General features: G+C 64.1%; 13 protein-coding genes. 10 read left to right on the top strand and 3 right to left on the bottom strand.

Annotated elements, in window-relative coordinates; translation table 11 throughout:
* The first annotated feature begins 34 nt into the window (after window positions 1–34).
* The 5 genes from WDO72_00220 (at window position 35) to WDO72_00200 (ending at window position 6,168) form a co-directional block, all read left to right on the top strand.
* The gene (locus WDO72_00220; protein ID MEJ0084082.1) at window positions 35–2,179 is read left to right on the top strand and encodes a 3-hydroxyacyl-CoA dehydrogenase NAD-binding domain-containing protein; all 2,145 of its coding nucleotides are present in this window, start codon (window positions 35–37) and stop codon (window positions 2,177–2,179) included.
* Window positions 2,172–3,353 carry an acetyl-CoA C-acyltransferase gene (locus WDO72_00215; protein MEJ0084081.1) on the top strand — a complete coding sequence of 394 codons (1,182 nt, stop codon included), beginning with the start codon at window positions 2,172–2,174 and terminating at the stop codon, window positions 3,351–3,353. The genes WDO72_00220 and WDO72_00215 overlap by 8 nt, the downstream gene beginning before the upstream one ends.
* A gap of 14 nt (window positions 3,354–3,367) precedes the next feature.
* Window positions 3,368–4,096 carry a hypothetical protein gene (locus tag WDO72_00210; protein ID MEJ0084080.1) on the top strand — a complete coding sequence of 243 codons (729 nt, stop codon included), beginning with the start codon at window positions 3,368–3,370 and terminating at the stop codon, window positions 4,094–4,096.
* Between the two features lie 69 nt (window positions 4,097–4,165).
* Window positions 4,166–5,200, top strand: coding sequence for a VOC family protein (locus WDO72_00205; protein ID MEJ0084079.1), 1,035 nt, complete (start codon window positions 4,166–4,168; stop codon window positions 5,198–5,200).
* Complete coding sequence (locus tag WDO72_00200; GenBank protein MEJ0084078.1) at window positions 5,197–6,168, top strand: aldo/keto reductase; 972 nt, start codon at window positions 5,197–5,199, stop codon at window positions 6,166–6,168. Before WDO72_00205 ends, WDO72_00200 begins: the two co-directional genes overlap by 4 nt.
* 91 nt (window positions 6,169–6,259) lie before the next feature.
* Here WDO72_00200 and WDO72_00195 read toward each other — a convergent pair whose 3' ends face one another.
* Together WDO72_00195 and WDO72_00190 are read right to left on the bottom strand one after the other, a co-directional pair.
* Entirely contained in the window at window positions 6,260–7,021 is a 762-nt protein-coding gene (locus WDO72_00195; GenBank protein MEJ0084077.1) for a ThuA domain-containing protein, read from the bottom strand.
* 29 nt (window positions 7,022–7,050) lie between these two features.
* Complete coding sequence (locus tag WDO72_00190; GenBank protein MEJ0084076.1) at window positions 7,051–8,019, bottom strand: SMP-30/gluconolactonase/LRE family protein; 969 nt, start codon at window positions 8,017–8,019, stop codon at window positions 7,051–7,053.
* Window positions 8,020–8,526: 507 nt separating this feature from the next.
* Between WDO72_00190 and WDO72_00185 the strand changes: the two genes are divergently transcribed.
* A complete protein-coding gene (locus tag WDO72_00185; GenBank protein MEJ0084075.1) occupies window positions 8,527–10,578 on the top strand; it encodes a S8 family peptidase in 2,052 nt (683 codons plus the stop codon).
* A gap of 162 nt (window positions 10,579–10,740) precedes the next feature.
* Window positions 10,741–11,109 (top strand): hypothetical protein, encoded by a 369-nt coding sequence (locus WDO72_00180; GenBank protein MEJ0084074.1) that lies wholly within the window; start codon window positions 10,741–10,743, stop codon window positions 11,107–11,109.
* 5 nt (window positions 11,110–11,114) lie between these two features.
* On the opposite strand, the gene WDO72_00175 is transcribed toward WDO72_00180, so the two are convergent.
* Window positions 11,115–11,570 carry a hypothetical protein gene (locus tag WDO72_00175; GenBank protein ID MEJ0084073.1) on the bottom strand — a complete coding sequence of 152 codons (456 nt, stop codon included), beginning with the start codon at window positions 11,568–11,570 and terminating at the stop codon, window positions 11,115–11,117.
* A 95-nt stretch (window positions 11,571–11,665) separates the two neighbouring features.
* On the opposite strand from WDO72_00175, the gene WDO72_00170 reads away from it, so the two are divergent.
* From WDO72_00170 to WDO72_00160, 3 genes are read left to right on the top strand one after another with little or no spacing between them, the layout of a single operon-like run.
* A complete protein-coding gene (locus WDO72_00170; GenBank protein MEJ0084072.1) occupies window positions 11,666–12,430 on the top strand; it encodes an endonuclease/exonuclease/phosphatase family protein in 765 nt (254 codons plus the stop codon).
* A gap of 9 nt (window positions 12,431–12,439) precedes the next feature.
* Window positions 12,440–14,482, top strand: a complete 2,043-nt coding sequence (locus WDO72_00165; GenBank protein ID MEJ0084071.1) for a 3-hydroxyacyl-CoA dehydrogenase NAD-binding domain-containing protein — start codon at window positions 12,440–12,442, stop codon at window positions 14,480–14,482.
* Between the two features lie 30 nt (window positions 14,483–14,512).
* A complete protein-coding gene (locus WDO72_00160; GenBank protein ID MEJ0084070.1) occupies window positions 14,513–15,586 on the top strand; it encodes a cyclic nucleotide-binding domain-containing protein in 1,074 nt (357 codons plus the stop codon).
* Window positions 15,587–15,609 lie beyond the last annotated feature (23 nt).

Raw genomic sequence — 15,609 nt, 5'->3', positions numbered from 1 at the left:
GACGCGCGCTCGCGGGCATGCCTATGATCGGTCCATGACTTTTGTCAGCTTCAAGATCGAAAAGGGCATCGCCTGGCTCGCGATGAACAATCCACCGCTGAACGCGCTTTCGCATGCGCTGCGCGCGGGCATCGTGACCGCCCTCGACCGCGCGCTGGCCGACCGCAAGGTCCGCGCCATCGTGCTGATCGGCAACGAGCGCGCTTTCTCGAGCGGCGCGGACATCAAGGAATTTGCCGGTGGCGCGTTTTACGCGGAGCCGTTTCTGCCGGCGGTGATCGACGCCGTCGAGGCATCGCCGAAGCCGGTGATCGCCGCAATCGGCGGCGCCTGCATGGGTGGCGGGCTCGAGCTGGCGCTTGGCTGTCATCACCGTGTCGCGCTGGCGGACGCGAAGATCGCGTTTCCCGAAGTGAAGCTCGGCCTCATTCCGGGCGCGGGCGGCACGCAGCGCTTTCCGCGCCTCGTGGGGCTGGAAACCGCGGTCAATCTCATGGTGTCGGGCTCGGTGGTGCCTGCATCGATGCTCAAGGGCTCGCCGCTGTTCGATGTGCTCGCGACCGACAAGCTGCGCGACGCCGCGCGCGAGTTCGCACTGCAGTTGATCGCGGCGGGCAAACCACCGCGGCGTACGCGCGATCTCGTCCTCAAGCATCCACAGGCAGAGGCGTTTCTGCAGTTCGCCAAGACGGCGGTGGTGTCGGTATCACGCGGCCTGGCCGCGCCGGCGCGCGCCCTCGAAGCGATTGGTGCCGCTGTTGCCGGCAAATACGAAGCCGGCATTGCCACCGAGCAGAAAATCTTCGGCGAGCTCATGGTGAGCGAGGAGTCGCGCGCATTGCGGCACGCCTTCTTCGCCGAACGCGCCGCCGGCAAGGTCGATGGCATCAGCGAAAAAACGCCGCAACGCAAGATCGAAAAGGTCGCGGTCGTCGGCGCCGGCACCATGGGCGGCGGCATCGCGATGACCTTCGCGAATGCCGGCATCGCCGTGACCGTGCTCGAAGCCAAACAGGAAGCGCTCGATCGCGGCATGGGCATCATCGCGAAGTTCTACGAGGGCGCAGCTGCGAAGGGCAAGCTGAAGCCGGATGAGGCGAAGAAACGCGCGCAATTGATCACGCCATCGCTCGACTACGCCGCGGCGGCGGATGCCGATCTGCTGATCGAAGCCGTGTTCGAAGACCTGGCCGTCAAGAAGACCGTGTTTCGCCAGCTCGACAAGGTGGCGAAACGCGGCGCGATCCTCGCCACCAACACCTCCACGCTCGACGTCGACAGGATCGCCGCCTTCACCAAGCGGCCGGGCGACGTGCTCGGCCTGCATTTCTTCAGCCCCGCGAATGTCATGAAATTGCTGGAGGTCGTGCGCGCGAAGAAGACGAAGCCCGAGGTGCTGGCCACGGCCATGACGCTCGCGCGGCGCATCGGCAAGACCGCGGTGGTGTCGGGCGTCTGCGATGGCTTCATCGGCAACCGGATGATCAACCAGTACTCCCAGCAGGCGCTGCTGTTGGCGGAGGAGGGCGCAAGTTCTGCGCAGGTCGATAAAGCCTTGGAGAAATTCGGCTTCGCGATGGGGCCGTTCCGCATGTCGGATCTCGCCGGCAACGACATCAGCTGGCATATCCGCAAACGGCATTACGCCGAAAAACCGAAGGCCCGCCAGATGCGCATCGCGGATCGCGTCTGCGAACTCGGCCGCTTCGGACAGAAGACAGGCCTCGGCTGGTACCGGTATGAGGCCGGCAAGCGCGATGCCATTTCCGATCCGGCGATCGACAAGATCATCGAAGAAGAGCGTGCCGCATTGAAGATCACGCCGCGCAAGATTGCCGACGCGGAGATCGTCGATCGCCTGGTGTATGCACTGGTCAATGAAGGCGCGCGCATTCTCGACGAAGGCATCGCGATGCGAGCCTCGGACATCGACATCGTCTATCTGGCGGGCTACGGCTTCCCTGTGCAGCGCGGCGGGCCGATGTTCTACGCCAGCCGCGTGGGCCTGCAGACCGTCGTGCGCCGCATGAAGGCTTTCGCGGCCAACAAACATGCGGAGCCCGAATTCTGGCGGCCCGCAAAACTCATCACGCAGCTCGCGGCGGCCGGTGCGTCATTCGATGACGCGAAGCCTGCCGGAAAGAAGACCACGAAGAAGAAAGGAGCCCGCCGTGGTTGATGCCGTCATCGTTTCCACCGCGCGCACGCCGCTCGCCAAATCCTGGCGCGGCGCATTCAATCTCACGCATGGCGCGACGCTGGGCGGTCACGCCGTCCGGGCCGCCATCGAACGCGCGGGCATCGATGCCGCGAGCGTCGAAGATGTGGTGTTCGGCTGCGCCAATCCAGAGGGCGCCACCGGATTCAATATCGCACGCCAGATCGCCTTGCGCGCCGGCTGCCCGGTCACGACGTCGGGCATGACGGTGAATCGATACTGTTCGTCTGGTTTGCAGACCATCGCGCTGGCCGCGCAACGAATCGCGGCGGGCGAGGGCGAGGTGTACGTGGCGGGCGGCGTCGAATCGATCTCGAACACGCAGAACGACCGCACCAACTACTACATGGCGAAAGAGGCGTGGCTCGAGGAGCACAAGCCCGAGATCTACTGGAACATGCTGCAGACCGCGGAGACGGTGGCGAAACGGTATGCGATTCCGCGCGAAGCGCAGGATCGATACGGCGTGCAGAGCCAGCTGCGCGCGGCCGCAGCGCTCGCCGCCGGTAAATTCACCGCCGAGATCGCGCCGATCGAAGTCACGATGGGCGCCGCCGATGCCGATACGGGCCGGCTCATGACCCGCAAGGTTACCGTCAGCGCGGACGAGGGCATCCGGCCCGATACCAACTACGAAGCGGTCGCGAAGATCCGCGCGGCAACGCCGGGCGGCGTCATCGCGGCGGGTAATGCCAGCCAGTTTTCCGACGGCGCTTCGGCCTGTGTCGTGATGAGTGCGCGCCGCGCCGAACAGCTGGGGCTCAAGGCCCTGGGCGCCTTCCGCGGTTTCGCGGTGGCCGGTTGTGAACCCGACGAGATGGGCATCGGCCCCGTGTTCGCGATCCCCAAACTACTCGAACGCACCGGCAAGAAGATCTCCGACATCGACCTGTGGGAGCTCAACGAGGCGTTCGCCGTGCAGGTAATCTACTGCCGCGACAAGCTCGGCATTCCCGACGACCGTCTCAACGTCAACGGCGGTGCGATTGCCGTGGGCCATCCTTATGGCATGACGGGCGCGCGCCTGACCGGCCACGCGTTGATCGAAGGCAAGCGGCGCGGCGCGAAACTCGCCGTGGTGACGATGTGTATCGGCGGCGGCATGGGCGCTGCCGGATTGTTCGAGATCTTCTAGCGCCGGGAGGCTCCGTGCTCAAAAACATCATTGCCATCATCATCGCGGTGGCAGTCGGCGCCATTGGATATTCGTACTGGACGAAGAAGGACGCCGAGGAAAGCCCCATCAACGTGATGGTCACCCAGATGCGGACCCGCGCCATCATCGAACACGAGCGGCAGGTGACGGTCTGGTACAAGGCCTGCCCCGAGGTCAAAGGCGTCAATCCGCAGGTGATGGTGATCTGGCCTGCGAAGCTCAACTACGAGCTCGATCTCGCCGACGTCAAACTTTCGCTGGGGGCGGACGGCGTACTACACGTGACGACACCGCCCATCCGCGCCGATGACCCGTCGGTGCCCTCCGAAGTCGGCGAGTACATGGCGCAAACCTCGTTCTGGACGCTCGACAGCGAGCAGGCCATCGTGATGCGCGAAATGCAGAAGGCCACGCCGCTGGCGCGGCATCTGACGGCCTATTTCCTTCGCAATGACGTGGGGTTGAGCGATCAATTCAAGGAAGAGCTTGAAACCTACCTGCGCGGGATGACGGGAGCGTTGGGCCTGCATGTCACGAAGATCGACGTCGAGATTCCACAGGTCGAGGTGCAGATCCCGCCGCGGCCGGAGCTCACCTTGTGTGAAGGTTCCGTGGCATTGGCGAACGGCTTCAGCTTCGCGCGCCGCCAGCCCGATGGCACTGTCATCGGTGTCTATCCCAAAAAGGCAGTCGAGAAAATCGTCGCGCCCAAAGTGCCGTAAACAATTCCTGGCGGGCGGGGGCTATGATCGACGCCCCCATATTTCGTCCCACTCAACGGAGATCCGTCCATGGAAGCTGTCGATGTGCGTGGCAAATTTGTCTGGCACCAGCTGATGACGCGCGACGTCCCGGGCGCCAAGAAATTCTATTCGAAGCTCACCGGCTGGACCATGCAGCCCTGGCCGCCGGATCCTAACTACACGGTCTGCAATTCGGCCGTCGGCCCCACCGCCGGCATCATGCAGATCCCCGCGGAAATGCCCGCCGAGGTGCCGGCGCACTGGTTGCAATACATCGGCACGCGCGACGTCGACGGCACCGCGGACGCGGCGGTACGGGCCGGCGGATCGGTGCTGAAGGCGCCGAGCGACATGCAGGGCGCCGGCCGATACGCCGTGCTCAAGGATCCGCAGGGTGCGGTGTTTGCCATTCTCGATCCGGAGAATGCGCGGCCCGAAGGTGCCGGCGTTCCGCCCAATGGCACGTTTTCATGGCATGAGCTCGCGACCAGCGACAACGAAGCGGCGCTGGCCTTCTACGGCGGGCTTTTCGGCTGGGACGCGATCACGCGCATGGACATGGGCCCGATCGGTACCTATCTGATCTTCGGCTGGAACGGTCAGCAACGCGGTGGCATGTACATTCCGCCGGCGAACATGCCGATACCGCCCAGCTGGCTGCCTTACGTGAGTATTCCGAGTGCCGACGCCGGCTTCGCGACGGCGACATCGACGGGTGCCCGGGAGCTGATTGCTCCCATGAACGTGCCGGGTGGCAGCCGGATCGCGGCTTTCATGGATCCGGCCGGCGCTGCGTTCGCGGTGCATTCGATGCCGGCTCCGGGCGCGGCGCAGGCGGCGACGGCGACGGCGCCGAAGGCCGCGGCCAAATCCAAGCCCAAGAAGAACGCGAAGCCGAAGCCCAAGGCGAAGGCAAAAACCAAGGCGAAGGCTAAGGCAAAAACCAAGCTCGCGCCGCGTAAGAAGACCGCTCGCAAAGTCGCCGCGAAGAAAAAACGTCCGGTGAAAAAAACCGCGAACAAAGCGCGCGTCCGCAAGTCGAAAACGAAAGTGAAATCGAAGCAGGGCCGGAGGAAGAAATGACAGGACGACGGGACGTCATCAAGGCGGGGATCGCAACGCTCGCGGGCGCACAGCTGACGAGCGCGTGGGGCGCGGAGAAGGGCAAGAAGAAGGAAGAAGAGCCACGGCCGGCATTCGCGCCGCCGCTGACGACCAAACCGGTTCCATCGACGGGCGAGCGGCTGGTGGTCATCGGAGTGGGCACGAACAACTACAGCCCCACGACGCCGGAGGAACGCGCCGCGCGGCGCGAAGTGCTCGCAGGCCTGACTGCCGCGGGTGCGCAGGTGATCGACACGGCGCCGGCCTATCGCCAGTCGGAAGAAACGATCGGCGGGTTGCTGGCGGACATCGGCAATCGAAATCAGGCGTTCATCGCGACCAAGGTCACCGCCGACAACGGCAACCTGGCGCAGGGTGTCGCCATGATCGAGGAATCCCGGCGCCGGCTGCGCACCGAGGTGCTCGATCTCGTCCAGATCCACAGCCTCAACGGCGTCGACGTGTTGTTCCCGCATCTCAATGCGCTCAAGCAGAAGCGCCAGATACGCTACATAGGCGTCACCACCTCGAGCTCATCGCAGCATGACGCGATGGTCGCGTTGATGAAGTCCCAACCGCTCGATTTCATCCAGGTCGATTACTCGCTCGCGAATCGCGCGGCGGGGGACGACGTATTGCCAACCGCGCTCGAGAAGCGTGTCGGCGTGCTCATCAATCTGCCCTTCGGCGGGCGGCGCGACGGCAATCTGTTCTCACGCGTGGGCGGCGCGGACCTGCCCGAATGGGCTGCAGAGATCGACTGCCGCAGCTGGAGCCAGGTGTTCCTCAAGTACGTGGTTTCGCATCCGGCCGTGACCGCCGCGATTCCGGGCATGACCAAACTCACGCATCTCGAAGACAATCTCGGCGCCGCGCGCGGGCGCATGCCGGATGCCGCGATGCGTACGCGCATGGAGAAGTACTGGGACCAGAATTTCGATTCCTGATCGCGAAAAAGGGGACATGCCTATTTGTCGCGATTTGTTACGGATCAGGCGGCCGGTGCCAAAAATAGGCATGTCCCCTTTTACGTCCTGACTACTTGCCGGCTGCGTAGACCAGCGCGCCGCTCAGCAGCTTGACCATGTACGGCTCGCTGTACGACTCGGAGGTGTGGCCGAGCGCGCTGTAGAAGACGCGTCCGCCGCCGAAATTGTGGCACCACACCAGCGGATTGGGATTCACGTCCGCCTCGCCATCACCGATCGACTTCGGATCGATGGTGACGAGCACGTGCACGGTGGGATCGAAATCCTTGTAGTAGTACCACTCGTCGTTACGCTCGAGCGTCTTGGGTAGTTTGGCGGTGGCCGGGTTCCTGGCATCGATCACGGTGACGGTGCCCTTCGGCGTGCCTTTCGGATGCCGCTCGAAGTAGCCGCCGATCATCTGGCCGTACCAGCCCCAGTTGTAATGCGAATCGGCCGCCGCGTGCAGGGCGACCACGCCCTTGCCGTCCTTGAGGAAACCCTGCAGCGCGTCGCGCTTCGCCCCGGTGAACCATTCGGATTCGGGCTTTTTCGGATCCGTGGAGGTGCTGACCAGCACCAGCGCCTTGTACTGCTTGAGGTTGTCCGCGCTGAACACTTCCGGATCTTCGCTGGCATCGACGGTGTAACCGGCCTTGGCACCGATGACCTTCAATACCTCGACCGCCGCGGGAATGGAATCGTGGCGGAAACCCGTGCTGCCCGAATACACCAGGATGCGCGCCTTGCCGGCGGCCATCGCCGGCACGCTCAAGGAACCGGCACTCAAGGCGACGCAGAGCAAACCGATCGACAGTCGGCGTGAAATCACAAAACCCCCTCGTGAACTGATTGAACTGACTATTTGGCGACGGGCAACGGCATGCCCTTCGTCTTGGTGCGCAAACGCAGCACCCGGTGATTGGCGGTGATGAACAACGTCGAACCATCTTCGCCGAAGGCGACGTTGGCGGTGGGCACGTCCGTGATGATGCGGCCGAGGCGCGTGCCGTCGGGCGCAAATACGTGGACGCCACCGGGACCGGTGGCAAATACATTGCCCTTGACGTCGACCTTGAGGCCGTCGGGCACGCCGTCGCCTTTTCTCACGTAGCTGCTCGCTTCCGCGAAGATGCGCCCCTTGTCGAGACTGCCATCGCGTTGAACCTTGTAGGCCTTCCAGATCGGTTCCTTTGCCGTGGCATTCGCCACGTACAGCGTTTTGTAGTCCGGCGAGAAGGCGAGTCCGTTGGGCGCTTCGAGCTCGGTCGCGACCGGCGCAATCTTGCCTTCGGCATCGACGCGGAACACCGCGTTGAAGGGCAGATCCTTGTTAGGGTCCGTGAACGTGCCGGGCAATCCAAACGGCGGATCGGTGAAGTACAGATTGCCTTTCTGGTCGTACACCAGGTCGTTGGGACTGTTCAGGCGTTTGCCCTCGTAGCCGACGGCGACGGCGACGAATGCTCCGTACGGATCGCGATAGGCGATGCGGCGGTCGCCGTGCTGGCACAACGTGAGCCGTCCCTGCGAATCGAAGGTGAGCCCGTTCGATCCGGGTTCGCGACCGGTGAACGCCGCAGCGCCGCTATAGCCACTCCGTTCGATGAACAGCGACACACCTTGCTTCGCGTTCCACTGCATCACACGGTTGCGCGGGATGTCGGAGAAGAGCAGGGACTGCGTCTTCGCATCCCACAGCGGCCCCTCGGACCACTCCATACCGTCGGCGATCTTTTCGATCCTGGTCGACGGCGAAATCAGCGCATCGAAGCGTTTGTCGAGCGACTCAAGCTTCGCGTAAATCGTATCCGCCGCGGATGCATTCAAGATCAGTGTTCCCCAGGCCAGTGCGCCGAGGACGGCAAGCTTTGCTGAATCGCGAGTCGGAATCCACATTGCGCTCGGCCCCCGGGATCTTCGTTGCAGCGATTGTGCACGCAGTTGTGCCCAAACGGATATCGCCAGACAGCCAAAGTGGCGAATTCGCGCCGTCCCGGCACCGCAGGGCTCCTCAATCTAACTACTGCAAAGATCTTCGAGCCCATGGGGCCGCGAGCATGAGAACAGCCATGGTGGGGAGAGAACGAGCCCGACTGGCCGACGGTCCGGTGCACGGCCCCCGGCATGCGACTGCGGTTTACCATAAGATACATTATGCGTAGTACGATATCGCACCTTCAAGGCCGCGTGCTTGATCTGGTTCTCAGCACTCTGCAAGTTCTCGTCACACACTCTCGCGCACGTGGCCTTCGCAGTCATGGGAACCGTTTGAGGTTCCTTCTGCCACTGAATGACAGGAGCCACCTTGTGGCGCGACATCGGCAGGACCCATCCATGCGCAACCCCAGACGCCGAATCGCCTTCCTGGCGACCATGCTGGCTCTCCAGGCTGTTGCGCTCGCATCGCCCGAACACAATCCGGTCGCACGTGAATCCCGCGCGGAATCGGACGGCGTCGAGGACGGCAGTCTCGCGGTCATCGTCAAGCTGCGCCGCAATGCCGCCGGCGCCGCCATCGCCAAGCTCTCGACCGGCTCGGACCGGGCGAGCGCGCTTGCGAATCGCACGCAGCTCAAGCTGACAGCCAAGCGCGAAATCTCGGATCTGCTGCTGGCGAGCCGTATCGATGTGACCGGCACCAGTGCCGCAGAGGCCCTCGAACGATTGCGCGCCGACCCGGCCGTGGAATACGCGGTGCCCGATCGACGACGTTTTGCCCAGGCCACGAACCCCAACGACACGTTGTTCAGTGGCCAGTGGTATCTCAAGAACACCGAGGTCTCCGCGGTGAACGCCATCGGTGCCTGGGATAGCGAGCTAGGCTCGACCGGCGTCGTGATCGCCGTGCTCGATACGGGCGTCCTGTATGACCACCCGGACCTCGGCCGTGCTGATTCCGGCGGAAAACTGCTCCCGGGCTACGATTTCGTGAGTGGCACGGCCCAGGCGAATGACGGTGGCGGCCGTGACGCCGACCCCTCCGATCCCGGCGACTGGATCGACGACACCGACAAGACCAACGCCGCGTTCACCAATTGCGACACCGGCGCGAGCTCATGGCATGGCACCCGAGTGGCCGGAATGATCGGCGCGCGGACCAATAACGCGGCGGGTGTCGCCGGCCTCGACTGGAACTCCTTCGTCCTGCCGGTTCGTGTGCTCGGCAAATGCGGCGGCACCGACAGCGACATCATCGCCGGAATGCGTTGGGCCGCCGGGCTGCCGGTGTCCGGTGTGCCGGCCAATCCCACACCGGCGCGTGTGCTCAATCTCAGCCTCGGGGCCACGGGCCCGTGCGAACCCAGTTATCGCGACACGATCCAGGAGCTGACCGCCCGCAAGGTGCTGGTCGTGATCTCGGCCGGCAACGAAGGGACCATGGTTTCCTCGCCCGCCAACTGCCCGGGGGTGGCTGCCGTTGCGGCGATCCGCCATGCCGGCAGCAAGGTGGGTTTCAGCAATCTCGGTCCGGAAGTCGCGATCGCGGCGCCGGGAGGCAACTGCGTGAACATCAACGGCGGCCCATGCCTGTTCTCGCTCGACACGACCTCCGACAGTGGCGCCAAGGCGCCGGGTGCGTTCACGTTCACGGATCAGTTGAACAGCAACCTCGGCACGAGCTTCTCGGCGCCCATCGTCTCGGGCATCGCCGGGTTGATGTTGTCGCGCAACGCGAATCTGTCCACGAGTCAGATGCTGGCGCGCTTGCGCGAGGGCGCGAAGCCCTTCCCGAGCACTGTTTCCGATGCGCCCGCCATCGTTGCGTGCCATGTGCCGGTGTCGACCGAGGACTTCCAGCTCGAGCAGTGCCTGTGTACCGCCGACACCTGCGGGGCCGGTATGGCGAATGCGGCTGGAGCACTCCAGGCGGCCGATCGCCCCATCGCGGCGGTCGCGGTGCCGGGCAGCGTGTTTCCAGGCCAAAACGTCGCTTTGAGCGCCGCGGCCAGCGCGGCATCGTGTGGCCGATCGGTCGCGACGTTCTCGTGGAGCGTGGTGTTGCCGGCAACCAACGCGCCGGCGATCGTGGGTGCGAACACGGCCAACGCCATGGTGATCGCCCCGACCACGGGCGCGGTCACGATTCGTCTTCTGGTGACCGATAACCTCGCCCGGACCGACAGCGCCGATGTGATCGTTGAGCCCACCCGGGTTACCACGGCGGCGCCCGCGACCGCCGGCTCGTCCGCATGTGCGACGCCGGTGGTTTCCGGTCCGACACCGGGAGCACCGGCTCCTCCTCCTCCTCCTCCTCCTCCTGCGACACCGCCGACCCTGCCCACGCCCCCCGCTTCCTCCGGAGGGGGTGGCGGCGGTGGCGCGCTCGAATTCCTCACGCTGTTCTTGCTAGGTCTCATGACCCTGCGGGTCGCGCGCCGCCGCTGAGCTGCAATTTCCCCGTTGCATTTGCAAGGTGTCGCGCTATATTTGCGACGTACGCCATTGACGGATCAGGGTCTCCGTTACAACTACAACGAAAGGCGTTACGTCAGGTTTGCGGCGCAGATAGGGAAAAATGCCCGCGCTCCGAGCGATAACGAACAGCTCATGTCGCGTGTTTACGATCGGCTCGAGTCAGCCACGCTGCTACTCACACGAAACGGTCCCATCAAGGAACGTCTCGAAGGCGCCTGGCGCCAGTGTCTCGCCCACCTCGATGCCGACGATGTGCCGCGCGACGTGCGCGTGCAGTACGTCGAACTCACCGCGCAGATCCAGCGCGAGCGCCCGCTGCGCGGTGAAGACGCCGTGCGTGCCACCATTCGCAAGATGTCGAACGAGGAAGCGGAACGGCACGCCGGGGCCATCGTGCGCATGTTCTGCCGCATGACGCGCCAGCAGGAGCTGGAACTTCCCGTGCCGATGCCGAACGGCGGCGCCGCGGTGGTTCAGCTGTTCGCGGCCGCCGAGGCCTGAACTAACTAGTCGAGCTTGAACTCGATGGTGTCCCAGCGGTTGGACTCCTCGTGGCGCGCCTGCGCCTTGACGGCGTCCACCAATGCACGGCCATCCCAATCGACGATCTGGTCCGACAGCGAGGTGACCTCCTTCGGGATCACCACGTTGGCGCCAAACGGCCGCATCAGGATCACGGGCTTGTCCGAGGCCTTCGCGAACGTGATCTGGAACATCAGCAGGTCGGTATGGGTGCGGTACATGCTCGGGAATGCGATGACACACTCGGCCTGGGCGATCTGCCGCCGCAGTTCTTCGCGGTCGGCCTCCTTGCCGCCTCCCTTGGGCGCCTGGTCGGGGGCCGACAGGTTCTTGTAGAAGAAGTTCCGCGCGCTCTCGAGGTACTCGAACACCCTCAGGTACTCGTCGGAGGTTTCCCACGCATGGGTGATGAACAATCTAATTGGATTGTTTTGTGACATGTAGACCGATCCTGACCCTGCGTTGAGTGTACTTTACTCGTTGAACACGCACGCCCACTCCCCTTTTGTGCGTCGCAACGTTAGCATCACTCCGCTTGCGCCTCCTCGTCTACAACATCCGCTACGCCACCGGCACTGGGCCGGCATTCCATCTGCCGTTTCCGGGCGCGGGCTATCTACGCTCGAATCGGCGGGTTCTCGACGGCATCACGAGCTTCGTGAAGGGCCAGGACCCGGATATCGTCGGCCTCATCGAGGTCGATCTGGGATCCGTGCGCAGCGGCATGTTGAACCAGGCCGAGCACATCGCCGAGTCCCTGGGCCACTACACCACCTACGAGTGCAAGTACGGCAAGAGCTCGATCAACAACCTCATGCCCATCGTGCGCAAGCAGGGCAATGCATTTCTCGCCGCGCCGCGCGTCGAGGGCGAGCGGTTCCACTATTTCGACACGGGCATCAAACGTCTCATCATCGAGCTCGAACTCGATGACGTATGTATTTTCCTCGTTCATCTCGCCCTGAAGTATCGCCAGCGCCAGTACCAGCTGCGTTACCTGCACGATCTCATCATCAAGTCGCACAAGCCGGTCATCGTCACGGGCGACTTCAACACTTTCTGGGGCACGCACGAGATCTACCTGTTCATGCGGGCCGCGGGACTGCGCAGCGCCAATGAAACGAACATGCCGTCGTTCCCGGCGCGTATTCCGCGCATCGAGCTCGACTTCGTGCTGGTGAGCAAGGAAATCGACATCTCGCATTTCTCCGTGCCCGATGTGCGGTGGTCGGATCATCGTCCGATCATGTGCGACTTCACCGTGCGCGGCGCCGTGGCGTCGCAACCCGCGGTCGCCTAACATCTTCCGATGACAACTTCCGTTCCGGCCTGGGCGCGCGACACCGATGCCGGCGGCATCGCGTGGTTGACGCTCGACACGCCGGACGCATCGGCCAACGTGCTCTCGCCCGACGTCCTGCTCGAACTCGCGCAGCACCTGGCCGCGATCAAGGCCAGTCCGCCGCGCGGTGTCGTGATCCGTTCGGGCAAGCCATCCGGCTTCATCGCCGGCGCGGATATCAAGGAATTCACGCGACTCCAGAGCGCCTCGCAGGCGTTCGAGATGGTGCAGGCCGCGCATCGCATCCTCGCGGACCTCGAAGGCCTGTCCTGCCCCACGGTCGCCATCCTCAACGGCTTCGCGCTCGGCGGCGGGCTCGAGCTCGCGCTGGCATGCCGGTATCGCATCGGTATCAAGGGCGACAAGTTCTCGATCGGACTACCCGAGGTGCTGCTCGGCATCCACCCCGGCTTCGGCGGCACCGTGCGCGCGGTGCGCCGCGCGGGCGTGCGAACGGCGATGGAGATGATGCTCACCGGCAAGACGCTGCGGGCCGACAAGGCGCTGCGCGCAGGTTTCGTCGACCGGCTGGTGTTTCCGGCGGATGCCGAGGCAGCCGCGCGGGAAGTCATTGCACGCCAGCCGAAACAACGGCAGCCGCGGTTCATGGATCGGGTGTTGTCGTGGCCGGGCGTGCGTTCGCTGGTGCGCAAACAGCTCATCGCGCAGGTGCGCGCCAAGGCGCGTCCCGAACATTATCCGGCGCCTTACGCCATCATCGATCTGTGGTCGCGCCATGGCGCGCGCGGTGCGGCAGCCTACGAAGCCGAAGCGCGCTCGATCGCCGATCTCATGGTGGGAGAAACTTCGCGCAACCTCGTGCGCGTGTTCTTCCTGCAGGAGCGCCTGAAGGCGCTCGGCGGCAAGAGCAAGGTTCCCATGCAACGCGTGCATGTCGTCGGCGCGGGTGTCATGGGCGGCGATATCGCCGCCTGGTGCGCGCAACGTGGCTTGAACGTGACGCTGCAGGATCGCGAGCTCAAATTCATCCAGCCTGCCATGCAGCGCGCGCGCGAGGGTTTCGAAAAGCGCCTGAAAGACTCCGCCAAGGCGGCCGAGTTGATGACCCGAATGACAGCCGACGTCGCCGGCGACGGCGTGCCCGGCGCGGACGTGATCATCGAGGCGATCTTCGAGAACGCCGACGCCAAACACGAGCTGTTCGCGCGCGTCGAGCCGCGCATGAAGGCGGGCGCGATTCTCGCGTCCAACACGTCATCGATCATGCTCGAGCAGCTCGACGACAAATTGCCCGACCCCGGCCGGCTGGTCGGCGTGCACTTCTTCAATCCCGTGTCGCAGCTGCCGCTGGTGGAGATCGTGCGCGGCGAACAAAGCAGCGAAGAATCCATACAGAAAGCCATCGCGTTCACGCGCAAGATCGACAAGCTGCCGCTGCCCTGCAAGAGCTCGCCGGGTTTTCTCGTCAATCGCGTGCTGGTGCCGTACCTGTACGAGGCGATGTTCGCGCTCCAGGACGGCATTGCGATCGAAACCATCGACGAGGCGGCGCTGCGGTATGGAATGCCCATGGGCCCGGTCGAACTGGCCGACGTCGTGGGTCTCGACGTGTGCAAACACGTCGGTGACATCGTGTCGGCGGCGCTGGGCAAGCAAAAACCCGACACCTCGCGCATCGAAGCGCTGATCGCGGCCAAAAAGTTCGGGCGCAAGAGCGGCGAGGGTTTCTACGTGTGGCGCGACGGCAAGGCGGTGAAGTCCACGACGCCCGTTGCCGAGCCGCCGCCCGATCTCGAAGACCGGCTCATTCTCGCGCTGGCCAACGAATGCGCCGCGGTGCTGCGCGAGGGAATCGTCGCCGATGCGGATCTCGTCGATGCCGGCGTGATTTTCGGCTCGGGATTCGCGCCGTTTCGCGGCGGGCCGCTCACATATGCGCGCAAGCGCGGCGTCGACGCGGTGATCGCCCGGCTGACCGAATTGGAACGGCGCTACGGACCGCGCTTCGCTCCCGATAAAGGTTGGTCTTCCGTGCGCTCCATCGCCTGAGACGCCACGATGGCGTGCTAGCATTTCCGCATGTCCGATTCTCGTGAAGTCAGCGTGGAACTGCTGCGCTCCCTGACCCCGCTCGAAGGAATGAAGCGGGAAAATCTGCATGCGCTGGCGAAAAAGGTGACGGTCAAGCAATTGACCGCGGGCCGCGTGTTGTTCAAGGAAGGTGACGCCGACAAACGCACCATCTGGATCATCAAGGGCCTGGTGGAGGTCAGCGAACGCGGCCGCACCACGGCGATGATCGAAGGCGGCAGCGCCGATGCGCGCGCGCCGCTCAACCAGAGCGTGCCGCGCAAGGTCACGGCGCGCGCCGTCGAAGACGTGGATTACCTGGCGATCGACGCCGACTTGCTCGACGTGATGATCACCTGGGACCAGACCGGCAACTACGAAGTCGGCGAACTGCAGGCGCAGTTCGGCGGCGGCAACGAAGACAGCGACTGGATGACCACGCTGTTGCAGACCAAGGCCTTCCATCGCATTCCGCCCGCGAACCTGCAGGCGATCTTCATGCGCATGAACCGCCAGCAATACCGCGCCGGCGAAGTCGTGATCAAACAAGGTGACGAAGGCGATTTCTTCTATGCCATCGTGCGCGGCCGCTGTCTCGTCACGCGCGAATCGCCGCTCAACCAGAAAGGCATCAAACTCGCCGAGCTCGGCGTGGGTGAAACGTTCGGTGAAGAAGCGCTGATCGCCGAGGCCAAGCGCAATGCCACGGTAACCATGTTGTCGGACGGCGTGTTGATGCGGCTCAACAAGCAGGACTTCCGCGACCTGATGCACGAGCCGCTGCTGCGCTGGGTCGACGAGCAACAGGCGCTCAAGATCATCCAGAACCACGGCGTGTGGCTCGATGTGCGCCTGCCGTCCGAATATCAGAATCTCGCGATCGAAGGGTCGATCAATATTCCGCTGTATTTCGTGCGGCTAAAATTGAATGCCATCGACCGCAAGACGCCGTACGTGGTGGTTTGCGACACGGGGCGGCGTTCATCGGCCGCGGCGTTCATTCTTTCCGAACGCGGCTTCGATGCGTACGTGCTGAAAGGCGGCATCACGACCTCGTCGTTGCCGATGCGCAGGCCCGGCTGAGAAAGCGGACCCGGCGGGTCCGC

It is taken from the genome of Pseudomonadota bacterium, assembly GCA_037200975.1.
In the GTDB taxonomy this organism is placed as follows: domain Bacteria; phylum Pseudomonadota; class Gammaproteobacteria; order Steroidobacterales; family Steroidobacteraceae; genus CADEED01.
Note: the sequence above shows the minus strand (reverse complement) of the source record. Positions and strands in the feature narration are given on the sequence as shown.

Excerpts from the sequence above, each read along its gene's own strand:
- WDO72_00185 (MEJ0084075.1), top strand. The coding sequence starts at position 8,527 with ATGCGCAACCCCAGACGCCGAATCGCCTTCCTGGCGACCATGCTGGCT.
- WDO72_00175 (MEJ0084073.1), bottom strand. The coding sequence starts at position 11,570 with ATGTCACAAAACAATCCAATTAGATTGTTCATCACCCATGCGTGGGAA.
- WDO72_00220 (MEJ0084082.1), top strand. The coding sequence starts at position 35 with ATGACTTTTGTCAGCTTCAAGATCGAAAAGGGCATCGCCTGGCTCGCG.
- WDO72_00160 (MEJ0084070.1), top strand. The coding sequence starts at position 14,513 with ATGTCCGATTCTCGTGAAGTCAGCGTGGAACTGCTGCGCTCCCTGACC.
- WDO72_00200 (MEJ0084078.1), top strand. The coding sequence starts at position 5,197 with ATGACAGGACGACGGGACGTCATCAAGGCGGGGATCGCAACGCTCGCG.
- WDO72_00180 (MEJ0084074.1), top strand. The coding sequence starts at position 10,741 with ATGTCGCGTGTTTACGATCGGCTCGAGTCAGCCACGCTGCTACTCACA.
- WDO72_00205 (MEJ0084079.1), top strand. The coding sequence starts at position 4,166 with ATGGAAGCTGTCGATGTGCGTGGCAAATTTGTCTGGCACCAGCTGATG.
- WDO72_00165 (MEJ0084071.1), top strand. The coding sequence starts at position 12,440 with ATGACAACTTCCGTTCCGGCCTGGGCGCGCGACACCGATGCCGGCGGC.